The 25,190-nt window shown below is 68.4% G+C and carries 18 protein-coding genes; 6 read left to right on the forward strand and 12 right to left on the reverse strand.

Annotated features, from left to right (window positions below; translation table 11 throughout):
• Position 1 precedes the first annotated feature (1 nt).
• The 5 genes from FEK34_RS12685 to FEK34_RS12705 form a co-directional block, all read right to left on the reverse strand.
• Positions 2 to 832: a hypothetical protein gene (locus tag FEK34_RS12685; RefSeq protein ID WP_138448008.1), complete on the reverse strand. Its 831-nt coding sequence runs from the start codon at positions 830 to 832 to the stop codon at positions 2 to 4.
• A gap of 272 nt (positions 833 to 1,104) precedes the next feature.
• Positions 1,105 to 1,392, reverse strand: coding sequence for a hypothetical protein (locus tag FEK34_RS12690; protein ID WP_138448009.1), 288 nt, complete (start codon positions 1,390 to 1,392; stop codon positions 1,105 to 1,107).
• A 163-nt stretch (positions 1,393 to 1,555) separates the two neighbouring features.
• Positions 1,556 to 2,515 carry an alpha/beta fold hydrolase gene (locus FEK34_RS12695; RefSeq protein WP_432760952.1) on the reverse strand — a complete coding sequence of 320 codons (960 nt, stop codon included), beginning with the start codon at positions 2,513 to 2,515 and terminating at the stop codon, positions 1,556 to 1,558.
• A 423-nt stretch (positions 2,516 to 2,938) separates the two neighbouring features.
• Positions 2,939 to 4,891 carry an acyl-CoA dehydrogenase family protein gene (locus FEK34_RS12700; protein WP_138448011.1) on the reverse strand — a complete coding sequence of 651 codons (1,953 nt, stop codon included), beginning with the start codon at positions 4,889 to 4,891 and terminating at the stop codon, positions 2,939 to 2,941.
• Positions 4,892 to 5,018: 127 nt separating this feature from the next.
• Positions 5,019 to 6,200, reverse strand: a complete 1,182-nt coding sequence (locus tag FEK34_RS12705) for an ATP-binding protein (protein WP_138448012.1) — start codon at positions 6,198 to 6,200, stop codon at positions 5,019 to 5,021.
• Between the two features lie 153 nt (positions 6,201 to 6,353).
• Between FEK34_RS12705 and FEK34_RS12710 the strand changes: the two genes are divergently transcribed.
• The 3 genes from FEK34_RS12710 to FEK34_RS12720 all read left to right on the forward strand — a co-directional run bounded on the left by FEK34_RS12710 (position 6,354) and on the right by FEK34_RS12720 (position 8,124).
• Positions 6,354 to 6,650, forward strand: a complete 297-nt coding sequence (locus FEK34_RS12710; protein WP_138448013.1) for a hypothetical protein — start codon at positions 6,354 to 6,356, stop codon at positions 6,648 to 6,650.
• Positions 6,651 to 7,128: 478 nt separating this feature from the next.
• Positions 7,129 to 7,719 carry a C40 family peptidase gene (locus tag FEK34_RS12715; RefSeq protein WP_138448156.1) on the forward strand — a complete coding sequence of 197 codons (591 nt, stop codon included), beginning with the start codon at positions 7,129 to 7,131 and terminating at the stop codon, positions 7,717 to 7,719.
• Between the two features lie 3 nt (positions 7,720 to 7,722).
• Complete coding sequence (locus FEK34_RS12720) at positions 7,723 to 8,124, forward strand: RNA-binding S4 domain-containing protein (RefSeq protein WP_138448014.1); 402 nt, start codon at positions 7,723 to 7,725, stop codon at positions 8,122 to 8,124.
• A 14-nt stretch (positions 8,125 to 8,138) separates the two neighbouring features.
• On the opposite strand, the gene FEK34_RS12725 is transcribed toward FEK34_RS12720, so the two are convergent.
• From FEK34_RS12725 to FEK34_RS12735, 3 genes are read right to left on the reverse strand one after another with little or no spacing between them, the layout of a single operon-like run.
• Positions 8,139 to 9,803, reverse strand: a complete 1,665-nt coding sequence (locus FEK34_RS12725; protein ID WP_249359041.1) for a fatty acyl-AMP ligase — start codon at positions 9,801 to 9,803, stop codon at positions 8,139 to 8,141.
• Entirely contained in the window at positions 9,800 to 15,787 is a 5,988-nt protein-coding gene (locus tag FEK34_RS12730) for a type I polyketide synthase (protein WP_138448015.1), read from the reverse strand. Before FEK34_RS12730 ends, FEK34_RS12725 begins: the two co-directional genes overlap by 4 nt.
• The gene (locus tag FEK34_RS12735) at positions 15,784 to 16,044 is read right to left on the reverse strand and encodes an acyl carrier protein (protein WP_138448016.1); all 261 of its coding nucleotides are present in this window, start codon (positions 16,042 to 16,044) and stop codon (positions 15,784 to 15,786) included. The genes FEK34_RS12730 and FEK34_RS12735 overlap by 4 nt, the downstream gene beginning before the upstream one ends.
• Positions 16,045 to 16,190: 146 nt before the next feature.
• Here FEK34_RS12735 and FEK34_RS12740 point away from each other — a divergent pair, with 146 nt between their 5' ends.
• Complete coding sequence (locus tag FEK34_RS12740; RefSeq protein ID WP_249359046.1) at positions 16,191 to 17,150, forward strand: MBL fold metallo-hydrolase; 960 nt, start codon at positions 16,191 to 16,193, stop codon at positions 17,148 to 17,150.
• 203 nt (positions 17,151 to 17,353) lie between these two features.
• Here the strand turns inward: FEK34_RS12740 and FEK34_RS12745 are convergent, their stop codons facing one another.
• Positions 17,354 to 18,331 carry an NAD(P)H-dependent flavin oxidoreductase gene (locus FEK34_RS12745; protein WP_138448017.1) on the reverse strand — a complete coding sequence of 326 codons (978 nt, stop codon included), beginning with the start codon at positions 18,329 to 18,331 and terminating at the stop codon, positions 17,354 to 17,356.
• Between the two features lie 330 nt (positions 18,332 to 18,661).
• Between FEK34_RS12745 and fadD5 the strand changes: the two genes are divergently transcribed.
• Complete coding sequence (gene fadD5, locus FEK34_RS12750) at positions 18,662 to 20,230, forward strand: fatty-acid--CoA ligase FadD5 (RefSeq protein ID WP_138448018.1); 1,569 nt, start codon at positions 18,662 to 18,664, stop codon at positions 20,228 to 20,230.
• Positions 20,231 to 20,383: 153 nt separating this feature from the next.
• On the opposite strand, the gene FEK34_RS12755 is transcribed toward fadD5, so the two are convergent.
• From FEK34_RS12755 to FEK34_RS12765, 3 genes are all read right to left on the reverse strand, one after another.
• Positions 20,384 to 22,759 carry a lysylphosphatidylglycerol synthase transmembrane domain-containing protein gene (locus tag FEK34_RS12755; RefSeq protein WP_138448019.1) on the reverse strand — a complete coding sequence of 792 codons (2,376 nt, stop codon included), beginning with the start codon at positions 22,757 to 22,759 and terminating at the stop codon, positions 20,384 to 20,386.
• A gap of 163 nt (positions 22,760 to 22,922) precedes the next feature.
• Positions 22,923 to 23,687, reverse strand: a complete 765-nt coding sequence (locus FEK34_RS12760) for an SDR family NAD(P)-dependent oxidoreductase (protein WP_138448020.1) — start codon at positions 23,685 to 23,687, stop codon at positions 22,923 to 22,925.
• Positions 23,674 to 24,456, reverse strand: coding sequence for a 2OG-Fe(II) oxygenase (locus FEK34_RS12765; RefSeq protein ID WP_138448021.1), 783 nt, complete (start codon positions 24,454 to 24,456; stop codon positions 23,674 to 23,676). The genes FEK34_RS12760 and FEK34_RS12765 overlap by 14 nt, the downstream gene beginning before the upstream one ends.
• A gap of 84 nt (positions 24,457 to 24,540) precedes the next feature.
• Here FEK34_RS12765 and FEK34_RS12770 point away from each other — a divergent pair, with 84 nt between their 5' ends.
• Positions 24,541 to 25,140: a GDSL-type esterase/lipase family protein gene (locus FEK34_RS12770; protein ID WP_138448022.1), complete on the forward strand. Its 600-nt coding sequence runs from the start codon at positions 24,541 to 24,543 to the stop codon at positions 25,138 to 25,140.
• The last annotated feature ends 50 nt before the right edge of the window (positions 25,141 to 25,190 follow it).

The raw sequence follows: 25,190 nt of genomic DNA on the forward strand, positions 1-25,190 counted from the left end.
CTCAGTCGATGAATCGAAGATCCGAAATCGTCCCGCTGGCAACCAACATCACGTAGAAGTCGGTGATCACCAGCGTGCCGAGGGTGGTCCAGGCCAGGGCCATGTGGCGGGTGTTGAGCTTGGAGACCTGGGTCCAGAACCAGTACCGCACCGGGTGGGCGGAGAAGTGTTTGAGCCTGCCGCCCGCGATATGCCTGCACGAATGGCACGACAGGGTGTAGGCCCACAGCAAGATCACATTGCCGGTGAGGATCAGGCTGCCCAGGCCCATCCCGAAGCCGCCGCTCGCGCCGTGATAGGCGCCGATGGCGTCGTAGGTGTTGATCACCGAGATGATCACCGCGACATAGAAGAAGTAGCGGTGCACGTTCTGGATGATCAGCGGCAACCGGGTCTCGCCGGTGTAGGTCTTGTGCGGTTCGGCGACGGCGCAGGCCGGCGGCGACAGCCACACCGACCGGTAGTAGGCCTTGCGGTAGTAGTAGCAAGTGAGCCGGAAGCCGAGCAGGAACGGCAGGGCCACGAACCCGAGCGGCAGAATCGCCGGGATCTCGCCGAACGGCGTGCCGAAGTGACTCGAGCCCTCGACGCAGGAGGTGCTAAGGCACGGTGAGTAGAACGGCGTCAGGTAGTGGTAGTCGGCGACCCAGTAGGCCGTGCGCACATACGAGCGGACCGTCGCGTAGATCACGAACGCGGCCAGGCCCAGCACCGTGAACAGTGGTGGCACCCACCATCGGTCGGTGCGCAGCGTCTGCTGCGTGATGCGGGCCCTCGTCCTGCTGAAGACGCCGGTTCCGGTGTCGGGGGTCACGGTCGGTGCGGCACTCACCGGTCGATCCCTCGCTGGTCCGCGGTGCGGGTGGTCATCATTACCTCCGCGATCGAATGTGATGCTGAGCACCATACGCCGCAGGTGCTATCGCATGAGCAGGGTCTCGCCAACGCGGACCCCGCCGTAGTGCGGTGATTTGTATCACAGTCGATCGCGGGCGGTGCACCGGCACCCGGTGTGGTGAACCGGCGGCAACTCGTCCCGGTAACAGGGATCGGGAGGTAGACACACGTCGTCCGCCCGCGCGGGGCGGGCGGACGACGGCGGGGCTATTTCGTGCGGGGGCGGGAGTGGAAGCCCAGGCCCTCGTCCTGTGCACCCATCCACGCGGCCTCGTCCGACTTGCTGTCGGGCACATAGATGGGTTCCTGTGCGCGCTTGGCCACCCTCGGTGGTGGCGACTGCTCCAGGTCTTCGCTGTCGATGGTGAGTCGCTCCAGATCGTTTTCGAGGCGGCGCACCGTAGTGGCGTCGCCGTAGTTCGCGCGCAGTGCCTCTATGGACTGCCGGAGTTGGCCGACGGCGTAGCGGAGATCCGCGAATTCGCTGCGTGTCATGGTTTCCTCCTGAGTTCATACCCGGTCATCCGGATCGGCTACCGCGCGGACCTCGCTGGCCGCGTGACGGCGTGTCGTGTGACCGACCACACATCGTGATCTACAACACAGTAACTGAAGTTATCGGATTCGGCTCGTCGGATACCGGCAAGTAGCTATTTGTTCAGCCGGCCGTCGCGTACTTGCCGCCGTGTCCGCCGGCTGCCGCGAAGGCCCGCTCGGCCAGGCCCGCGATCGAGGCCGCGACCTCCTCGGCGCGTTCCAAGATCACGCCATGACCTGCTCCTTCGAGTCGGACCAGTTCCGAACCCGACAGCTGCGAGGCCAGTACCACCGAATGGGTGAACGGCACCATGATGTCGGCGGTACCCGCCAGCACCAGCGCCGGAATGGCGCCGAGCCGATGCAGTGCGGCGGTCTCGTCGAAGGCCATCAGCGACGACAGGAAACCGGCCATGGTGAGCAGCGAGGTCTCGTTCACCATGGCGGTGGCGAGGGCGACCAAACGCGGATTCACCTTCCTGGTACCGAAATTCGCTTCGCGCAGGATAGGTTCGAGGATTCGCCGCGAGAGCCGCTTGGAGGCCTGCATCATCCGCGGCGCCCGCCGCACTGCGAAATGCAGCGAGTTCACCGCGCGCCGATTCAGCAATCTGCCGAGCCCGACCTCGGTGAGCCCGCCGGCGGCGCCGGCGATCAGGCCCACTCCGACGACGCGGGCGCCGATCGTCTGCGGGAACAGTCGCGCGTAGGCCAGCACCACCATCGCGCCCATCGAATGACCGACCAGCACCACCGGGCCTCGCGGGCTCACCGTGCGCAGCACCGTGTCGAGGTCGCGGCCGAGCTGTTCGATGGTGTAGGTGGCGGGATCGCCCGCACCGGATTCGCCGTGGCCGCGGTGGTCGTAGAACACCATGCGGGTTCCGCCGCCCCAGTGTCGTAGGAGATGGGAGCGCAGGAACGACCAGGACTCGGTGTGCAGGCAATGTCCGTGCACGAAGACCACGGTGAGCGGTGCGTCGTCGGAGCCGAAGACGCGCACGGCGAGCGGGACACCGTCGTCGGCGGCCACGGTGAGGCGATGGCCGTCGTGATCGGCTGCCCGGCGGGCACGGGTCATCGTGGACATGACAATCTCCTGTCGGCCCACCGTGCGGAGTGCGGGCAGCCCCACCGTGGGATCCGCACCCGGCACTGTGGTCGGAGTGTTCTTGCCCGGATGTCGCTGCCGGGATCCACCCCGTTAGCCGCAGGTAGCTCGCGTTATGCACACGTTGCCCAACCGAGTCCGGCGGTCGATCTCCAGGTCGCGGGCGAGCTCGACAGGAAACTCTGAGGTCGTCTACCCATTCCGCTAGACATGTGCAGAGACTGCTCACGTCGGTGTAGAGGGTTCTCTTCGGTTGTCGAGCAGATCTGCTAGATGGACGTAGATCATGCTGACGAATGCCAGGGATCCCCTCGCGGTGAAAGTATTGCCGTTTCTAGCGTCAGTTAGAGATTGGCGAATACTTCCATCGAGGGCGGCTCCGGCACCGTGCCGTCAGGTCCCCACCCGGCGCGTCGACGGCAGGAATGGGCGCAGCAGATTGGTCTCCGTCGACGGCCCGAACTGCCAGTCGGCGATCCACGGCCCGGTGCCCTCGCTCTGGTCGAGCACCCCGTCCTCGAGCCATTCGTGGTTGCCGTCGAGGACGCCGCGGGTCAGCGCGCGATCCTCGTCGTCGGTGTTGTCCCACAGCGCCTCGAACAGCGCCCGCACCCGGAGCCGGGCCTGCTGGCAGAAGGTGTCGGCCAGCTCGGTCGCCGAGCCCGCCTCCACCGCGCCGGCGCTGCGCAGATCCTGGGCCCGCACACAGGCGGCGGACATGGCGAACAGCTCCGCACCGATGTCGACGACGCGGCCGAGGAAGTTCTGCCGGTACTCCAGTCCCGCCTGCCAGCGCGCCATCGCGTACATCAGCGACCTGGCCTGTTTGCGGGCATTGCGTTCCACGAATCGCAGATGCCTGGCCAGCGGGCCGAACTCGGGATAGCTCGCGGGCACGGTGCCGGCACCGACCGCCAGCTGCGGGAACCACTTCGCGTAGAAACCGCCCGCCCCCACGGCCGCCTTGGCCTTGTGCTTGAACTCGGCGTTCCGGTCGACCAGCGCACCGGCGGCGGCCATATGCGCGTCGGCCATCTCGCGGGCGATCAGCAGCCGCATGATCTCGCTGGAGCCTTCGAAAATGCGGTTGATGCGCAGGTCGCGCACCAGCTGTTCGGCGGGTACGGCGCGTTCGCCGCGCGCGGCCAGCGAGGCGGCGGTCTCGTAGCCGCGCCCGCCCCGGATCTGGACCAGTTCGTCGGCGATCCGGCAGCTCATCTCGCTGGACCACAGTTTGGCCAGGGCCGCTTCGATCCGGATGTCGTTGCGGCCCTCATCGGCCATGGTGGCCGACAGATCGAGCACCGCTTCCAGCGCGAAGGTGGTGGCCGCGATGAACGACAGCTTCGACCCGACCGCGGCGTGCTCGCCGACCGGCCTGCCCCACTGCACCCGCTGGCTGCTCCATTCGCGGGCGATCTTCAGCGACCATTTCGACGCCGCCGTGCACAGCGCCGGAATCGCCAGCCTGCCCGCATTGAGCGTGGTGAGCGCGATCTTGAGGCCATCGCCCTCGCGGCCGATCAGGTTGCGCGCGGGGACCCGGACGTTGTGCATCCTGGTGACGCCGTTCTCGATGCCGTGCAGGCCCATGAACGCATTGCGCCGCTCCACGGTCAATCCCGGCGAGTCCGCCTCCACCACGAACGCCGAGATCCCGCCGCGGTGGCCTTCGCTCTTGGGCACCCGCGCCATCACCACCAGCAGTTCGGCCACAACGCCATTGGTGGTCCACAGCTTCACCCCGTTGAGCTCATAGGCCTCGCCGTCCGCGGTCGGGGTAGCGGTGCTCGCCATGCGTGCCGGATCGGAGCCGACATCGGGCTCGGTCAGCAGGAACGCGCTGACCGCACCCGCGGCGCAGCGGGGCAGGAATTCGCGCTTCTGCTCGTCGGTGCCCGCCAGTTTGAGCGGTTCGGGCACACCGATCGACTGGTGCGCCGACAGCAGCACACCGAGGCTCGGGTGCGCCGAGCCGGCCAGCATGAGCGCCCGGTTGTAGCCGTACTGGGACAGGCCTTGCCCGCCGTAGTCGTGCGGGATCTTCAGGCCGAAGCAGCCGAGGTCGGCCAGCGCGCGGACGTAGTCGTCCGGGATGCGGGATTGCTCTTCGATCAGCGCACCGTCCATGGAGGCGCAGACCGGGCGAAGCCGGGCCAGGAACTCGTCGGTGCGGTCGGCGTCCTCGGCGGTGGGGCGCGGATACGGGTGGATCAGATCGAGCCGGAATCGCCCGAGGAACATCTCCTTGGCGAAGGATGGCTTGGCCCAGCCGGTTTCGCGGGATTCTTCGACGAGGGCCCGGGCCTGTTCCTCGGTGGCGTCGACTTTCGCGGTGGTGGCCATATCTGCTCCTCGGAGTGATCGGGATCACATCCGAGTGTAGGAAAGTTGGTTACCCGCCGGTAGGTCTCGAGCTCAGCTATTTCTACAGGTTTCTAATGATCTTGGTAGACGAGTAGATGGACGGCAATCAGACGCTGCGCAGATAGCGGCCGAAATGCGGGACGGTGAATCCGATCGTCCCGCGCTCGGCCGAGTAGATCAGCCCCTTCTTGATCAGCCCGTCGCGCGCGGGCGACAGCGACGCCGGTTTGCGGCCCAGTTCCGCGGCCACCGCCGCCGTCGCTACCGGGCCGTCGTCGCCGGACAGATCCGCCATGGCCCGCATGTACTCCCGCTCGGCGGGAGTTGCGCGCTCATAGCGGGAACCGAAGAAGCCGACCGCCAGCTCTTCCTCTGCCGTCGGCGCGGCGACCGCGACGTCCTCGGCGGTGATCGGGCTGCCCGGTGCTTGATCCCAGGTCGCCTTACCGTAGGCCTGCACGAAATATGGGTAGCCATCGGCTTTTTCGTAGAGTGCCTGGAGTGCCTCGTCGGTGAACTTCACTTCCTCGCGTTCGGCCGGAGCGATGAGCGCCTGGTCGGCGGACTCGCGGTCCAGCCGGTCGATGCGGTGGTAGCTGAACAGCCGCTCGGAATAGCTCTTCGAGGCCGAGAGCACCGCGGGCAGATGCGGCAGACCGGCGCCGACCACGATCAGCGGCGCCGCGTCCTGGCTCAGTTCATGGCAGGCCCCGCAGATGGCGGAAATGTCTGCGGGACCGAGATCCTGCATTTCGTCGATGAAGATCGCGATCCCGACCCCGATATCGGAGGCCAGCGCCGCCGCCTCGACCAGCAGCTCCACCAGGTCGATCTCGATATCGCCGGAGTCGGCGCGCCCGGTCACGGCAGGCACGTCGATGCCGGGCTGCCAGCGCTCCCGCATGCCCTTGTCCGCGGTCGCGCGCAGTGCGAAGGCCTTGAGGATGCCGAGGAAATCGTCGACCCGTTCGGGATTGCGGTGCGCCATCGCGATCGCGCGGACGGCCATATGCAGCGCCGACGACAATGGTCTGCGCAATTCCTGATCGGGACGCGCCTCGATCTTGCCGGTGCCCCAGCCGCGCGACACCGCGGCGGAACGAAGTTGGTTGAGCAGCACGGTCTTTCCGACCCCACGCAGCCCGGTGAGCATGACGCTGCGTTCGGGCCTGCCGCGCGCGATACGTTCGAGCACGATGTCGAAAGCGTCGAGTTGTTTGTCGCGCCCGGCCAATTCGGGCGGGCGCTGACCGGCGCCGGGAGCATACGGATTGCGCACGGGGTCCATACCCCAACACCGTAGCGCGGATCGTCAGAGATCTCTGGGCATCTCTACGGCGTGTCCTAGATACGCCTATCGATTCATGATCACGGAGCGGCGCGACCTGGGCGGGTGCCGGCCGAAACTAAGCTGGGCTTCCCGCGAAGATTGGAGTCGACTATGTCCGGCGAGCACGAGTTGCCCGGCGAAGACGAGATCCCCTCCGGCACCGCCGAGGTTGTCGAGTCCTGGGAGGTTCCCGCCGGTTCGGTGGTCGCGAGCCGGATCCGCGACAACATCCTCATCGCCATCGAGCGCGGTTACGACGACCCGCAGTTGGTCGCGGACCTGGCGGTCGGGCCGCTGGTGATGGCTGTCGGGAAATTGGAGGTCGAGCTGGCGGCCGCGCGGCGCCGGATCGAAGAACTCGAGCGCTCGGTGAGCAATCTCGCCGGTGGATCGGCCTCCGGTCGATAGCTGAACGGATGCTGTGATGTTTCATGGCGAGCCGGTTTCCGGGGTTCATGGCACTGTGGTCAGCTGATATGTGATTCGGCTATCGGCATCGGTCCGATAACGGGACGTTTCCGCCGATATCGATCCGTTACCGGAGGGCCTGCGGGCGAATGGTCCGCTTATTCGGTGTGTTTGCATTCGCGTGTGCAGGTGCCGAAAAGTCCCTGCTCTGTGCGCTGGACAACATCGCGTCCGCACCGTAATCTTCTCGTGACTTAGTGGAGTCTGTCGCTTCGTCAGAGAAGCGGCGCCACCTGGTCACCGCTTCATCGTCGGTCGGGATTCGTGGATCTCGGCTGTTCGAACCGGGCATCGGCAGGTTGTCGTCAACCTCGCTCGGTCGGCGGTAGAGCACGAAGATCGGAGACGCAGCTCGGTGGGTAAACACAGCTTGCAGCGGGATTCTCGTTTGCCGAATTCCGTCAAGGGTGCGCTCGTCATGGGCGCGGTGGCAGCATCCACAGGGGCCATGCCGGCCATCTCGGCATCGGCGGCCACGATCGACGTTCCCGGCGTCGGCAAGTTCGAGGTGGACGTTCCGCCCGAGTTCGAGCAGCCGGTGGACCAGCTCAACAAGCAGTTGCAGGCCGCGATGGCCCCGCACGCGCAGGGCGGGCCGCAGGCCGCCGCCCCGGCACCCGGTGTTCCCGGCTTCGCGCCGGTGATGCCCGGCATGTTCGACAACTCCCCCGGCGATATCGCCCTCAACGCCGCCAAGACCAAGGTCGGCGCCCAGTACTCCTGGGGCGCGGCGGGCCCGTTCAGCTTCGACTGCTCCGGTCTGGTCCAGTGGGCCTACCGGCAGGCCGGGATCCAGCTGCCCCGCACCAGCTTCGAACAGTCGCATGTCGGCGCGCCGGTGGCCTTCAACGATCTGCGTCCCGGCGACATCGTCATCACCAACGGTGGCGGTCACGTCGGCATCTACGCCGGCGGCGGTCAGCTGCTCAACGCGGTCCAGTCCGGCACCCCGGTCTCCTACACCGCACTGTCTCCCGACGATGTGGTGACCGCACGCCGTATCGTTTAACGAGTGGCCCGCGCCGAACCCGGCAACCAGAACACCGCGACCCAGGCCCGAGTGGATTCCTGGACGTGGGCGGTGCGTCTGTTCAAAACCCGCTCAGCTGCTGCTGAAGCCTGCCGAGGTGGACATGTCCGCGTCAATGGCGCCGCGGCGAAACCCGCCCAGCCGGTCCGCCCTGGCGACGAGGTCCGCATCCGGATCAGCGGTATCGAACGCATCGTGATCGTCGAGCGCATCATCACCAAACGAGTGAGCGCTCCGATCGCCGCGCAATGCCTGATCGACCGCAGCCCGCCGCCGCCGTCGCGGGAAATCCTGGCCACCATGCCGCGCCGTGATCGCGGTTCGGGCAGGCCCACCAAACGCGAGCGCCGTGAAACCGACCGGCTCCTCGGCCGTACCGACTGATCGCTCCCCTGACGTCAGAGCTCGCCCGCCGCATTCAAATCCCGGCAGGCCGAGCGGCGGATCTTTCCGCTGCTGGTCAGTGGCAGCCGGCCACGCCCCGTCAGCACGATCTCGCGCGGGGTGATGCCGTGGACCGCCGCGACCGCGACGCGAATCCGATGCTCGAGCCGCGCTTCGCCGCCACCGGCGGTCCTGGTTTCGGCGACCAGCACCAGCTGTTCGCTGCTGCCGTCGTCATGACCGAACGCCGCGATCCGCCCTGGCCGCAGTTCCCGTGCGCAATCCGCCACGGTCGCCTCGATATCGGCCGGATAGTGATTGCGGCCGTCGATCACGATCACATCCTTGCGCCGTCCGGTGATGTAGAGCTGCCCGTTGTGCCGGAAGCCGAGATCACCGGTGCGCAGCCAGCCGCCGGTCGCCGGAGGCAGGGGTTGATCGAAGGTCGATGCCGTCACCGCCGGATTCTCGAAGTAGCCCGCGCAGACGTTCGGGCCGGCCACCCAGATCTCGCCGACTCGGCCGGGCTCGACCTCCGTGCCGTGGTCCGGGTCGACGATGGCGACCCGCTGCCCCACCGGCACGCCACAGCCGACCAGCCGGGTACCGGTCCGTTCGTCATCGGTGACGACGACCCGTCCCACACCGAGCGCCGCGCGATCGAACACCTGCGTCACCGGTTCGTCGTCCTGGCCGGCGATGGTGACCGGAAGGGTGGCCTCGGCGAGTCCGAAACCCGGCGTGTGGGCGTGATGCCGGAATCCGTGTGCGGCGTAGATGCCGGTGAATTCGGTGAGGGTCGCCGCGCGTATGGGTTCGGCGCCGTTGAGAACGACGCGAAGGGCAGACAGGTCCAATTCAACGCGTTCAGCCGCCGTCGTTTGTGAAACAGCCAGAGCCAAACCGAAATTCGGCGTCGCGGTCGCTGCGGCACGGTAGTCCGAGCAGGCGCGCAGCCAGCGCGCCGGACGTTTGGCGAATTCTTCCGGCGCCATGGTCACGGCGGACACACCCGAATACAGCGGCAGCGACAGACCGAATACCAAACCCATATCGTGAAACAACGGCAGCCAGGAAACAATCGGCGCAGCTGTCGTCGCCGGTAAGGCGGACTGCAATTGATCCAGTGCCGCAGCGAGATTCGCGTGCGAGACCGTGACGCCCGCGGGCGTGCGCGTCGAGCCGGAGGTGTATTGCAGGTAGGCCGTGCCGGCAGGGTCGATTCGCGGTGGCGGCGACTTGGTCGGCCCGCCGACGAGCGGATCGACGGTGACGGCGCGTATCTCACCGATCGCCGCCGCTGTTCGCGAGTCGCCCGGTGCGGTCAGCGCAACCGTGGGTCGGGCATGGGCGAGGATCACGGCCGCTCGCTCGGCGTCGACCGGCCGGACCACCGGGAACAACGGCACCGCAACGCGTCCGGAGTTCAAGCACGCCAGGAATCCCACCGCGTAGGCAGCCCCATGCGGGCACATGATGGCCACGCGGTCCCCCGGCGCGCTGATTCCGAGCAGCTTGTTCGCGTATTCGAGGGCGGCCCGGTGTAGTGCCGCATACCGCAATACTGTGGCAGCGCATTCCGTTCCCCGATAGGTCAATGCGACGAATGCGTCCGCATTCGGCCGGTCGCGGGCGTGCATACCCACGCGCTGGTGCAGGAGGTCGGACGACGCCGTCATGACAGGTGATCGGCAGCCGGGGGCTCGATGCGTTCGGCGAGAGCGGCGGCCAGCGATTCGACAGTGGGATAGCGGAACAATTCGGCGGTCGCGATGCGGATAGGCAATTCCTGCTCGAGTGCGCGTCGCATATCGACGGCAAGCAGTGACGTCAAGCCGAGATCGTTGAAATCGGCGGCGGTATCGATGGTGTCGGGGGTGACCCGCAGGGTGTTCGCGAGAATTCGGTGGATCAGCGTTATCAGCTCGGTGCGACGAGCACGGCTGGATGCGGCATCGGTGAAATGCGCTGCGGCGCTGGTGTAAACACCTGCCGACCGCGCCGGGTGTTCGAACCGCGGGCTCCGCTGGTCGCCCACGGCCCCCGGGGAGATCCCGGCTCGGTGCGCTGGGAACGGCAGCTCGCCTCCGAAAACCTCGGCCCGCGGCGCGGCCAGCAGCTCGGCCAAGCGTTGTGCCACCGGTGACGGGTCCGCCGTCGTCCGGTAGTCCAAGGCGACCAGGTGGGATGCCTGATGGCCGATGGCCTGGTGCAACAGCTCGGCGCCACGATCGGCGTCGAAGGGCACAATTCCTGCGCGCCGCAAATGGGAGGCCCCACCGGCGGATTCGGCCAGCCCGGTATCCCAGAGTCCCCATCCGATACTGAGGATGCGCCGATGCGGATAACGGTGGATGAGCGCATCCATGGCGGCATTCGCGCAGGCATACGCCGACTGGCCGGGAGCGCCGAACGCACCGGCGGCGGAGGAGAACAGCAGCACGAAATCGGTGGGATCGGCGGCGGTGAGCTCGATCAGATGGGTGGCGGCGGCCAGTTTCGGTGCGAACATCCGGTCCAGCTGCGCGACCGTGACGTCCTCGATCAGCGCGTCCTCCAGTGCCCCCGCGGCATGCACCACGCCGCGGATGGTGGAACCGCATTCGCGGATATCGCGCAGGGCGTGGTCGAGGTCGGTGCGGTCGGCGGTATCGCAGCGCACCACCACGATCCGGTCCTCGCGACCATCCAGTAGCGGCGGCACCGGCCGCGGGGCGCGCGTCGGCACCACCACATCACGGGCACCGGCGTCGAGCAGCCAGCGCACCGCGATCGAACCCAGCGCGCCGAGTCCGCCGCAGACCACATACGTGCCGTGCGGGTCGATCGTGACGGGCGCAGGTTCCGGATCGACCGGAACGAACCGGCGGATGGCCGGACCGTCGCCGGTCAGCCGCAGCTCCGCCGGGAGGTGCACATCGGTGAGCAACCGCGCCAGCACCTCCGGGCCGGCCCGGCCATCGGCCCACACCAGCCGCACCATCGGTCCGGATTCCAACTGCACCGACCGCAGCAGCCCGGCGATCGCACCGATCACGCTCGGCTCGGCGACGGCATGTGGTTCGGGCAGCACCACGGTCAGCGCGGCAGCCGCCGGACTCCGCAGGATCCGCTGGACCAGGTCGAGCACCCGCCCCACCTGATCGACCACGGCTCCGTACCCCGCCTCGACCAGGTCGTCGTCGGCGGCAGGCCACACCACGACGACAGCGGTCCGTGCCGCCGCTGTCCTTCCCGCGAGCACCGCGTCCACGACCGGACCCGCCGCATCCACGTCCCGCGCCACCCGCTCACTGGGCAACCGCTGATCCAGCATCCGCGTCAACCGGACAGCAGCCTCGGATTCGCCGACCACCAGCACCCGCCGCACCTCCGCTCCGGTGGACATCTGCCGCACCGGCCGGCCAGGGGTGCCTCCGGATGCGGACTCCCGGCCGCCGTGCGGATCGATGCCTATGTGCCGGTGCGTATCTCGTCCTCGTGCGGATCCACCGCCTGCATCGGACCGCGATCCACTGCCGATCTGTCCGGGTGCTGATGGGGCGCGGCTCTCCGGGTCGGTGGCAGCGCTTGCCCGTTCGTTCGGGCTTGTCGTGTGGGCGGGTTCATCGCCGGCGGGAGGCCATCCAGGGTCGTCCGATCCGGTGACCGAATGCGACGGTGGTGCGTCGATCGCGAACGGCTCCCAGACCTCACGCCACCACACGGTCGGAGTGCGGGAGATGGACGGCGTCGACCCGCGATAGGACACGCCGTCTCGGAGATCGCGGACCCATGGTGAACGGGTGGCACGACCGGGTGGGACGAACATGGCCGGTTCGCCCGGTGTCTCGAGGCCGGTCTCGTCGGGCGCAGTCGCCTGCCACGGATCGAGCTGAATGTCGTCGGTGTGCGGTGTGCTGCCGAAACCGGCGTTGCCCGTGCTTGCGCGCGGATCCGGACCTTCTGGGATGCCTCCTTGACGGACCTCGAGCTCACTCGGCGGCGCCGCCACCGGGTTCGGCCGCCTGCCTCCCGGACGGGTGAAGCGGATCTGGACGCCGGTGAGGGCGAGGGCGGGTGCGCCGTGCTGGTCGGTGGCGATGATATCGCCGATGAGGCCGGTGGCGGTGCGGGTGCGCAGCAGGGCGTGGACTTCGCAGAGGCGGCGGTCGGGTTCGGGGGACAGCCAGGCCGCGGCGATGGCGATGGGGAGCGGGACGGCGTCGGCGGGGAGGGCGGCGTGGTCGAGGGCGGCCAGCAGATGCAGGCAGCCGTCGATGGTCGCGGTGGTGCCGGCGTCGGCGGCCGCGAGGGTGCCGATCGCGCGGTCGGCGCTGCCCGCGATGGTGCGCAGCGGGCGGAACGCCGGCCCGTAGGCGAGTCCGCGCTCGCGCAAGGCCGCGTAGAACGCGGTGGGTGCGATGACACGCAAACCGCTGCGACAAGCCCGATTGGCATCGACCACCCGCATCCATGCGATGATGTCACCGGGTGTGGGGCCATCGGTGAGCCGTGCTTTAGCCAGCGTTCCGGCACCCGGGGCCTCCGCCCGCACACTTTCCGAATCCCGCCGCAACATCACCTCGGCCGTCGCATCGGCCGCCAGCGGTTCATGCACCACGACCTCGGCGAGCGCGGCCCGGCCGCACTCACGGGCCAACCGGGTGAACCGCCGCAACCAATACGCGGCAGGCACAAGGGCCACTCCGCCGACGATGTGTTCGTCGAAATCCTCGACGCCGGCCGCTGCCGCACCGGCGAGGAGCGGAAACCGGCGCCGCCGCCACCGCCTGCGCGGCGCACCCGAAAAGCCGCCGAGCGCCGACCAATCCAGGGCCCGGCCTTCGACATACAGCTGGGCGAGGCAGGTCAGCAGGGCTGCCGCCTCGTCATCACGATCGGTAGCCGCGTGCGCGGCCATACCGAGCTCGTCGTGATCGCGCACCGCGGGCAGCAGCTGCGGATGCGGGCCGATCTCGAGTACCGTCGAGATCCCGGAATCCGCGGCGCTGCGCAACGCCTGCGCGAGTTCGACTGTGCCACGGGCATTGTCGAGCCAGTAATCGACGTCGGTTGCGGCGGCGGTGATCACCCGCCCGGCACGGGTGGTGGAGTACACCGGCATCTGCGGCACGCGAGCGACGATGTCCTTGATGGCGGCCGCGAACTCCGGCAGCACCGCATCCACCTGTGGGCTGTGTGCTGCGAAATCCACCGCGACCCGGCGCGCGAACAGCCCACGCCGCCGTGCCCGCCGCACCACCGCCTCCACCGACCGCTTCGTCCCCGACACCACCACCGAACGCGGGCCGTTGACCGCCGCGATCCCGGCCGACGCCCGCAGCGGCTCGACCATGAGCGCCACCTGGTCCGGTTCGGCCTCCAGCACCGCCATCGCACCGTGACCGTCCAGCCGCGCCAATGCCCGGCTGCGCGCGACGACCACGCGCGCCGCGTCCTCCAACGTCAACGCTCCGCTCATCGCGGCCGCCGAGACTTCGCCGAGGCTGTGCCCGGCCACGCCATCCGGCCGCACCCCGAATGCGGCCAGCAGTTCCGACAATGCGAACTGGTAGACGAACAACGCGGGCTGCACGTAATCGGTGGCGTCGCGGCCGCTCTCGTTACCGCCGAAGCCGCGTCGCGGCGTCCAGACCCGCGGGCCACCCGCGTCCGATACGGCGTCGGCGGCCGCGGTGAGCGCGCGGGCGAACACCGGATAGCGCGCGGCGAGCCCCCGCCCCATGCGTGCATGCTGCCCGCCTTGACCGGAGAACAGGAACAGCAATCCACCCGGTCGACGCTGTGCGGCCGGGCCGATCACGCGTGGATCCGCTGCGCCCGTGGCCAATCCACGCAAGGCGGCAACGGCGGCCGTGCTGTTATCGGTGATCACCGCCGCCCGTACCGCCTGGCCGATGAGCCGGGCGGTGCCGGCGGCCAGGACCGGTAGGGGAGTGCTGCCCCCATGGTCGCCGCCCGTTGACGATGTCCCATCACGCACCGCGTCGTCGTGGCCGTACTCACTCACGCCCTCAGCACGGCGCGCGACGCGTCCCCAGTCCCCTCGCGGATCCCTTGGCTCTGGTGCGTCCACCGCGTCAGCTGCTTCAGGCGTCCCGGTACTACTCGGACCAGCGTCCGCTGCCGACCTTGTCCGGCCGGCGGCAGCCGCATTCCCGGCTGGATCCGCGTCAGGCATCAGCCCGGCTGCACCTGCGCCGATGACCGGCCTGACAGCGGAGTCGGCGTCATCCATCAGCTCATTCATGGCGTCCGCATCGCGCCGGGCATTGATGCCCGAGGCCGCATCGCGAGCGGCCGATGCGGGATCCAGCAGCCGAGCCAGCCGCACCGCCGCCTCCCGCAGCTCACCCGTATCGCGGCCGGTCAGCGGAATGAGCGACGGGGGGAGCGCCTGTCGCTGCTGCGCCCTCGGAGCCCCATGTAGCGCGACGTGCGCATTCGTACCGCCGAAGCCGAACGAGCTGACTCCGGCGTACCGCTCGACCGCGGGCACACCGCTCCAGTCGATCGGCACATCCGGCACCCGCAGTCCGCGCTCGGTCAGGCGCAGCAACGGATTGGGGGAGGTGAAATTGGCTGTGGGCGGGATAGTTCCGTGGTGCACCGCCAGCGCCGCCTTGATCAATCCGGCCACTCCCGCCGCCGCCTCCAGATGGCCGACGCTGGATTTGAGTGAGCCGATCCACATGGTGCGCTCGGCATCCCCACGCACCTCCGACAGCGCGCCGATCTCCACCGCATCACCCAACGCCGTTCCGGTGCCGTGGCATTCGAGATAGCCCAGCATGCCGGGTGTCAGTCCAGCGCGGTCCCACGCAGTCCGGATGACCTCGCGTTGGGCGCGCCCGTTCGGTGCGTACAACCCATTGGACCGCCCGTCCGAGCCGACCGCCGAACCGACGATCTCCGCGTACGCGCGATTACCCTCGCGCCGGGCGTCGACGCTGCGTTGCAGCACGACGACGGCGCACCCCTCGCCGCGCACATAACCGTCGGCGGCCGCGTCGAACGGCGTGCACCGCCCGGTGGGCGACAGGAAACCGGCCTCGGCCAGATAGTCGCCGGTGTGCGGAAGCAAGGTCAGATTGACGCCGCCGACCACCGCGAACGGCACAGTGTCGTCGGCCAGCAATCGCACCGCCAGATCCACCGCGACCAGCGACGACGAGCAGGCCGTGTCGATCACCAGGCTCGGTCCGCGCAGATCGAGGGCGTAGGACAGCCGGTTGGCGATGATGCTCGAGGCCGAGCCGGTCACGGCGTACGGCGGGTCGTAGCCGCCGTGCCCGAGTACCGCACCGCCGTGCTCGAACCCGCAGGCGCCGAAGATCACCGTGCCTGCCGAACCTCTTGCGCGGTAACCGATTCCGGCGTCATCGAGCGCTTCGACCGCAACCTCCAACGCGATCCGCTGCTGTGGATCCATCACCGCTGCCTCGCGGCCGGAGATACCGAAGAACTCGTTGTCGAAGCGGTCGATCTGCTCGAGGTAGCCGCCTCGCTGGTGACCGGCGCGGCCCTGCGGCGGCATTCCGGTCGCGTCCCGGCCGTCGAGCAGCAGTTGCCAGAACTGGTGCGGTCCGTCGGCTCCGGGCAGGCGGCAGCCGATGCCGATGATCGAGACCGGCGTCGATGCGGGATGGGGTGGGCTCATCGCATGAGGGAGTCGACCAGTTGTTCGATATCGGGGTGGTCGTACAGGGCGGTGATCGGCACCTCGACGCCGACGGCGTCCTCCAGATGCGCGGTCAACCGGGCCAGTTGCGCCGAGCCGAGGCCGAGGTCGGCGAAGGCGGTGCTGGTGCTGATCGTGGACGCGTCGACGGCGAGTATCGCGGCTACGGTCTCGACCGCGGTATCGGTGAGCGCGCGGCGGGTAAGCGCTTGGCCGCCAAGCTGGTTCGCCCCCATCCGACCCCTCTTCCCGATCACTGTCGGCAGCCGCGCACCCCGGCTGGTACCCACGCGATTATGCCGGAGAATTCGATGTCGGCAAGGTGCGATTGCGCTGCCTGCGCGCCCTTTCGCCGACACGCCGGATCGCCTACCGTGGCAGCGTGGCCGATATCCGCGAAGGGCGTATTCCGACCGTGCCGACCATGCTGCGCTGCTGCGCGGCGTTGGTGGCGACACCGCCGAAATTGCTGCGTCCACGCCGTCCGGATACCGGGTTGCTGGCGAGCATCGAGCAGGCGCCGCTACCGGTGGCCCGAGCGACCGTCCGGTTGCGGGTGATCCCGCAGGCGACGATGTCGGCGCCCGCCACCATCGTCGCCGAGGGTGTGCGCAGTCTGCGCGAGTTGCCGATGGCGATGGGCTCGTACCTGGTGGAACATCCCAGTGCCCGGTTCCTGGTCGACCCCGCCCTGTGCGCCGACCCGCACAGCCGGGTGCTGCCGGGGCTGCCGTTCCCGATTCCGCTGCTGGTCGCCCCCGACAAACCGGTGCTCGGCCTGTCCGACGCCCTCGCCGCCCGCGATATCGCGGTCTCCGATATCGATTTCGTGCTGCCGACCCATCTGCATTGGGATCACGTCTCCGGCCTGCTCGAGCTGCCGTCGTCGATCGAAATCAAGCTGCCCGCAGCGGAATTGGAGTGGGCCACCACCGGTCCGCACGCGCCGATGTCGGTCGTGCGCGCGACGCTGGACAACCGGGCCTGCGCGCCCTTCGAACTCGACGGCCCTGCGGTGCTCACCTTCCACCGCAGCAAAGACCTCTTCGGTGACGGCTCGGTCGTCCTGGTGGACCTGGCCGGTCACACTCCCGGCAGCATCGGCGTGCTGCTCGCCGTCGACGACGGCTCCCGCGTCCTGCTCGCCGGTGACGCCGTCTGGAACAAACTCCAGATCGAACTGATCCGCGAGAAGGCCCCCATGCCCGGCCTGCTCTTCGACGCCGACCGCGACGCCACCTTCGCCACCATCCACCGCCTGCACGCCCTCCCCGACGGCATCGAAGTCGTCGCCGCCCACGACCACGACGCCGTCACGGCGCTGGCCGCGCGCCACCACTGAGCGGGTCGGCGGACCCAGCCCGGCCCCGCTTGCCTGAGACGTCACCGAGATCCATCGAACCCGGACCCGGCGCGGACCGCTTCGCGGGGCCGCACCTCGCCGTCCGCGCGGTGACCGTGTCGGCGAGGTGGTCCGCCGCAGCGCATGCGGTGGCGGTGCCGCGCGTGAGCCGAGGCGCGACGTGCGCCCCGGCCTGCGGCAACTCAGCCCACGACGACGGTTTCCGCCAGCCGCGCGGTGATCAGCTGCTCGGCCTCGGTGACCATGCGCTCGATGAGTTCGGCACAGGTCGGGATGTCGTGGATCAGGCCCTGGCACAGGCCGACCGACCAGATGCCGGCGTCCAGATCGCCCTCGTCGAAGACGCGGCGCCCGCGCGCTCCCGCGACCAGATCGCGCACGTCTTCGAAGGTGCCTCCGGCCTTCTCGATCTCGACGACCTTGCGGCTGATCTCGTTGTCGGCGACGCGGGCGGTATTGCGCATGGTGCGGAAGATGAGCTGGGTGTCGCGCTCGCTGCCCGCGACGATGCGCTCCTTGACCTTGTGGTCGATGCACGATTCCTGGGTGCACAGGAAACGGGTGCCCATATTGACGCCGTCCGCGCCCAGCGCCAGCGCGGCGACCAGGCCTCGGGCGTCGGCGATACCGCCGGAGGCGATCATCGGGATGCTCAGTTCCCGTGCGGCGGCGGGGATCAGCACCAGACCCGGGACGTCGTCCTCGCCGGGGTGGCCCGCGCATTCGAAGCCGTCGATGCTCACGCCGTCGACGCCGATCCGCTCGGCCTTGAGCGCGTGCCGGACGCTGGTGCATTTGTGCAGCACCTTGACGCCGGCGTCGCGGTAGTAGGGCAGGAACGGTTCCGGGTTGCTGCCTGCCGTCTCGACGATCTTGATGCCGCTGTCGATGATGGCCTGCACGTATTCGGCGTACGGGGGCGGGTTGATCGACGGCAGGATGGTCAGGTTGACGCCGAAGGGCTTGTCGGTGAGCTCCCGGGTGCGCGCGATCTCGCGGCGCAGGTCGTCGGGGGTGGGCTGGGTCAGGGCGGTGATGAAACCGAGCCCGCCGGCATTGGCGACGGCCGCGACCAGTTCGGCGCGGCCGACCCACATCATGCCGCCCTGGACGATCGGATGTTCCACACCGAAGGTCTCGGTGAACCTGGTCCGCAGCATTGCTTCTCCTCTGCTCATCGCGGGCGTGCCCGCTCTCGGGGAGATCGTGACACGCGAATCAACCTCTCGACAAGCTGTAAGTGAGTCGTGATTCGCATGTGTCCGCGATCCTGCTGGCCGCGGCTGCCTATCTGTCGAGGCGGATAAACTGTCGATGGCCTGCGGATATGGTCACAAGCGCCGCCCTGGCGGCAAAGCCGCAAGATTAACGCCGAATCAGGAGCCTGAATCCTTGTTGCCAGGTAAGTTACTTGTTATTCTTCGCACAGGTTGAGCCCGTCACCACCGCCGGACGCTCCGGCGGCCACCGTGCGGGAGAGGAGTGCCTGGATGACCACCGGTGTGCAAGCGTTGGACGAGCCGATCAGATCGCGGCGCAATCATTGGAACAACCAGCTCGCGACCCATGCGGCCATGCGGCCGAACGAGGTCGCCGTGCGGTTCCGTGGCGCCGACACCACCTGGCGGCAACTGCACGAACGCTCGCTGAAGTTCGCCGACGCGCTGGCCCGCCGCGGTGTCGGCTTCGGCGACCGGGTGCTCATCCTGGCGCTGAACTACCCCGAATACCTCGAATCGGTCTTCGGCATCAATGCCCTCGGCGCCATCGCGGTGCCGGTGAACTTCCGGCTCACCCCGCCCGAGGTCGCCTACATCGCCTCCGACAGCGGCGCCAAGGTGATCATCACCGATACCGTGCTCCAGCCGCTGGCCGCCGCCGTCCGCGCGCAGGTGGACTCGCTGGAGAACTGCGTGGTCATCGGCGGGCAGTCCGCTGAGGGCGTGCTCGGCTACGACGAGCTGCTCGCCGAGGACGGGCGGCCGCACACTCCGCTCGACATCCCCGAGGACACGCCGAGCCTGATCATGTACACCTCGGGCACCACCGGCAGCCCCAAGGGCGCGATCCTCTCGCACGCCAATATGAACGCCCAGGCCCTCACCTGCATCAGGGCGCTCGCCATCGATCAGGAATCGATCGGTTTCTGCACCTCGCCGCTGTTCCACATCGCCGGTTTGGGCAGTCTGGCACCGTATTTCATGCTCGGTGCCAAGACCGTGCTGCATCCGCTCGGCGCCTTCGACGCCACCGAATTCCTCGACGCGATCGAGGCCGAACAGGCCACCACGGCCTTCTGTGTGCCCGCGCAGTGGCAGCTGATCTGCGCCGAACCGACCGTCAAGGAGCGCAAGCTCGCGTTGAAGGCGCTCAGCTGGGGTGCCGCGCCCGCCTCCGACACGGTGCTGAAGGCCATGGCCGAATGCTTCCCGGATGCGTTCAACGTCGCGGTATTCGGGCAGACCGAGATGTCGCCGATCACCTGTGTGCTCGAGGGCAAGGACGCGATCCGCAAGCTCGGCTCGGTCGGCAAGCCCATCCCGACCATCCAGGCCCGCATCGTCGACGACGAGATGAACGATGTCGCACCCGGCGAGGTCGGCGAGATCGTCTATCGCGGGCCGACTCTCATGCAGGGCTACTGGAACAAGCCCGAGGCCACCGCCGACGCCTTCGCCGGCGGCTGGTTCCACTCCGGTGACCTGGTCCGCCAGGACGAGGAGGGCTTCATCTATGTGGTCGACCGCAAGAAGGACATGATCATCTCCGGCGGCGAGAACATCTACTGCGCCGAGGTGGAGAATGTGCTCTTCGCCCACCCGCGCATCCGTGAGGCCGCCGTCATCGGGCGTCCGCACGAGAAGTGGGGTGAGGTCCCGGTCGCGGTGGTCGCCCTCGCCGACCCGGACGGCGAGCTGACCCTCGCCGAGCTGGAGCCGTTCCTCAACGAGAACCTGGCCAGGTACAAGCATCCCAAGGAACTGGTGGTGGTTCCGGAGCTGCCGCGCAATGCCAGCGGCAAGGTCGTGAAAGTCGAGCTGCGCAAGCAGCATTCGTAGGTTTCACGTGAATCCTGTCCGCCGGCTACCGCATTGACGGCGGATCCGGGCCGACACCACCCATGCCGCCCCGGGGATAGTGCCGCCCACCTTTGAGCGACAGCGAAACCCTTTGTCGCTCAGAGGTGGGCGCAACTATGTACCCGTCCGGGCTCAGATCATGTTCTTGTTCGTCATCCAGCGCATGACCTGCCAGCCGCAGAACACCGGCAACCAGCAGGTCAGCACGCGATACAGCAGCACCGACGGGACCGCGACCGCGGCGGGCAGCCCGAATGCGGCCAGACCACCGATCAGCGCCGCTTCCACCGCGCCGACACCACCCGGCGTCGGCGCCGCCGAGGCGAGGGTGCCGCCGATCATGGTGACGATGGTGACGGTGACGAAGGTGGTTCCGCCGCCGAACGCCTCCACACTGGCCCACAGCGCCAGCGCCTGACCCAGCGTCAGCGCCGCACAGCCGGCGATGATGATGGCGAACCGCTTCGGATCCTTCGCCAGATCGGCCAGCTCACCGAGCACCTCCTGCAACTGCGGCCGCACCGAATGGTTGAGCCAGCGCCGCAGTTTCGGCACGAACATGAAGGTGCCGATGATGCCGACGCCTACTCCGGCGAGCAGGTACAGGATGGTCTCGTCTGGCACGAAATGCGACAGATCCGCCGAGGTCCCCGCCGCGATACTGAAGAACACCAGCAGGCTGATATGGGTGATCACCTGCACGGCCTGCTGCAACGCCACCGCCGCCGTCGCGCGGACCGCGCCGAGCCCGCCCTTCTGCAAGAACCGCACACTCAACGCCAGCCCGCCCACCCGCGCCGGGGTGGTGGTCGCGGCAAAGGTGTTGGCTACCTGCATGATCACCAGGTTGCGGAAGCTCACCACACCCGAAGCGCACGCCCACAGGGCGGCCGCGGTGCCGATATAGGTCAGCGTCGACAACGCCAGACCGGCCAGCGCCCACCACCAGTTCGCGGTGCGCAGCTGACTGAAGAAGGTCGGCACCGCGCTGATGAACGGATACGCCACGTAGACCAGGCCGATCAGCAGCACCAGCTGGATGATGCTCTTGCGGCTGAACCGGGTGATCTGCTCGGCCTCGATGCGGTCCTGGCCGGTCTGTTTGCGCACCTCGTCGCGCGTGCCCGACATCACCGACTTCCAGTCCGGCACCGATTTGCGGATCCCGGACGGCATCCCGGATCTGGTCAGTCTGCGCGAGGCGGTGAGCACCGCCTTCTCACCCAGACTTTCGATCGCGGCGCGCACCGCGGCCTCACGGCCGAAGATCGACGCCGTCGAGACCAGCAGTTGCGCCACATCGGACTGGATCTGCGCGTCGGAGGCGCCGAGCTCGGCGCCGATGAACCCACCGAAGCGGGCGACGCCGTCCTCGACCCGGATCTCGTCGGGGCGCAGGTCGCCGAGGGCGATCTGGCGCCGGTGCAGCGAATCCAGCGACTGCCACAGCCCGGGCAGCACCTCCTCGTCGAGTTCGGTCAGCGGCCGGCCGTGCGGCACCGTATGCGCGTACAGCATCCACCCGCGATCCAGCGAGGCCACCGCCACCGGCGCGTGCGCCGCCATGCCCAGATCACCGACCGCGATCGCCATCAGCGCCCGGTGCTCGACCGCGCGATGCATCGAACCGTGCAGCGGCGCGGTCTCGCTGGAACGGAACGTCAGCCAGCGCCACACCTGGCGCAGCGCGCCGTGACTGCGCTGATTCTTGCCGTACAGCTCGACGGTGAGCCGCCGCTCCGGCCCGGTCACCGCCGCCGACAGCAACAGCGGCCCCGGACCCGACGGCCGCACCACGGTGAACGCGGTGACGGTGAACCCGCGCTTGGCCAGCACCCGCACCGCCGCGTCGAGCGGAACCTCGAGCGCCGGCGTGCCGACCACCAGCACGATCACCGCGCCCACCAGCCAGCCCACCGCGAGCCCGAACATCGCCCGCGCCGGCACGACGGTACTGACCACCAGGTGGATCGGCGCGAAGGCCAGCAGCAGAAACCACATCCAGCGCCGGGCCCGGTCCGGCAGCCACGGACTCGACACCGTCAGCACCGCGGCCAGCATCGCGATCCAGCGCGGATCGTCGAGGAACTGCTGCAAGAAGGTGTTGTCGAGCTTGTCCGGCACCTGCAGATGCCATTTCGGTGCCGACAGGCCCGTCCCGGTGATCGACAGCAGCAGGCCGGCCACCAGTCCCGCCGCCGCGTATCCGGCCATCAGTTTCCACTGCTTGCCGAGCACCAGCTCGATCAGAATGGCGAAGGGCAGGATCAGGATGGCGATGCCGTAGAGCAGATAGACCAGGTTGGATTGGTCGGGATTGAGGAATCCGACGATATTGGAGACCGAACGTTCCAGCGCCAGCCACTCCGGCCGGGTGATCAGCGAACCCGCGATCACCACCCCGACCCCGATCGCGGCGAGTACGACACGGATGATGTCACTGGTGCGCCGGGTCAACGGCTGCAGCAGGCTGCCCGTGACCGGGATGTCCCGCCCATCGACTCGCATGTCGTATCGGTACTTTCGGATCGAGTTGAAGCTACGCCGGCCACCCTCGCTCACTGCAGGTGAGTATGCAGGAGGCCGAGGCGGACGATACACACCAACACGCCGCACCGATGTCCGGCGATCGGTTGCCCAGACAGACGCGAAGTGGTAACGGCGGTGGCGGCTAGGCCCCAGCCGTGCGAGCGTGCCGTCCGACCGGAGCGCCGGTCGGCGGGACCACGCTGAACACGGTGCCCGTCATCTCGCCGCTGTCGAGCTCGACGATGGCGCGCACGACCTTCGAGGTGGGGATGGATCCGGGGAAGGCGTCCGGCGCGATCGCGTTGACCCGCACGCCGAACTCGTCGAACTCGTCGGCCAGATGGCGGGTCAGTTTGTTGAGCGCGGCCTTGGAGGTGCCGTACAGCGTCTGACCACCGAAAACCTCCGGGCCGGACATGCTGGACACATTGACGATATTGCGGTTGTTCGCCCGGTTGCCCGCGTCATCGTGCAGCCAGGACCGCTGCGCGAGCCGCGTCGCCAGCCGCAGCGGCACCTCGACGTTCAGTGCGAACACCGGTCCGAACGCGTCGAGTGCGGCGTCGCCGTCGACCACACCCAGCGGGTGCAGCGCCATGTTCGCGGCGTTGTTCACCAGCAGGTCCACCCGCCCGAACTTGGCCAGCGTCAGATCGACGACCCGCTCCGGCTCGCCCGCCTCGGTCAGGTCCGAGCGCACGATGAACACCCGCGACGCGTTCTGCGGGACCTCCCGCTCCGGGTCGAGTGGATCGACGAACCACTCCTCCTGAGACGGCGCCGCCGGCACCCGATTGCGGCAGACCGCGACGATGTCGTAGTGGGTGTAGAGCGAGCGGCAGAACGCGTCACCAAGCCTGCCGCCCGCGCCGGTGATCAGGCAGACGCGGCGCTCACCATTGGACAATGCGGTCTCCTCCCCAACGCCGCACCACGTCGGCCTTCGGCCGGTGCAGCCACATCACCACACAGTTGCGTTCGGCGGTATTGGCACCGGCGAAGGCATGCCATGAGCGCGGTGTGCATTCGAACATCACCAGCGAATTGTTCAGCGGCGGAACCAGTTTCGCCGGGCGCGCACCGCGCTCACCCCGGCTGAACAGCGCTGTCTCACCGCCGCCGCCCGGCTCCCATGGATCGTTGGCCAGATAGAACAGCAGCGTGACCGCCCGCACCGTCTCCCGTGCCGCGATATCGGTGCTGCGGGGGCCGGTCTTGGTGTCGACGCTCGGTTCGGGGACGCGCACCTCACCCGGTCCGGGGGCGGCGCCGGCGAACCAGGCCGGGGCGAGGTCGTTGTGCGGCCAGCCGCGCGGGCTGTCGACCGGATGGCTGTGCAGTGACGCCTCGACGTCACCGGTCGCCTCGACTCCGGCCACACCGGCGATCATGTCGTGCCATTCGCGGGACTGGAACACCGCGAGCGGGCCGTTGCTCAGTTCGGTCAGCCGAATACCGCTGGCCCCATAGTTGTCGGCGACCTTGGCGAAGCGATCGGCGTGCTCGCGGCGGGCGCGGTCGAACTCGTCGGCCAAGCGGCGATAGAACTCCGGCGCGAACACATCACGCGCGTAGACGTGCGGAAACGGCTCGGTGCGGCGAATCCAGTGCCGGCTGCCGAGCAGGTCCGCGAACCATTGCGGGGCGGCGGCACGCCGCTCCGATTCCCCTGCCACGATCACTCCCTCCCGAACGAACACCGCGATCTTATTGCACGGCCGCGCAGGCGCACGTCCGCAGTGCGAGGGCATGATCATCGGGTGAGTCGCGATACCCGTATCTGTTTCGTCGGTGATTCTTTCGTCGCAGGCGTCGGTGACCCGTCGGCGCTCGGCTGGGCCGGACGCCTGGTCGCCGACGCGCACGCCTGCGGGCATCCGGTGACCGCGTACAACCTCGGCGTGCGCAGGCAGACCTCCACCGAGATCCGGGCGCGCTGGCTCGCCGAATGTGTGCCGCGCTTCCCCGATGACGTCGACGCGCGGGTGGTGTTCTCCTTCGGCGTCAACGACACCATGGTCGACAACGGCCGGCCACGCGTCGACGCCACCGATTCGGTCGCCAATCTGACCGCCTTGCTCGCCGAGGCCGCCGACCGCGGCTGGCCGGTGCTGGTCGTCGCACCGCCACCGATCGACGACGACGAGCACAATGCCCGCACCGCGGCTCTCGACGCCCGTTTCGCCGCCCTCTGCGCCACCGCTGCCGTTCCCTATGTCCGCACCCATCAGCCGCTCAGTACCCACCCGGTCTGGCGGCACGAGGTCCGCATCGGCGACGGTGCGCATCCGGGGGCCGACGGGTACGCGGTGCTGGCGGAGCTGATCCGGCCCGAGTGGCGAGAGTGGCTGGCGCACTGAGCTGTACCGTCGGCCGCGATGATCTGCGTGGCATGCGGAATCGTCTGGCC

This window comes from Nocardia cyriacigeorgica (assembly GCF_005863245.1).
Lineage (GTDB): Bacteria > Actinomycetota > Actinomycetes > Mycobacteriales > Mycobacteriaceae > Nocardia > Nocardia cyriacigeorgica_C.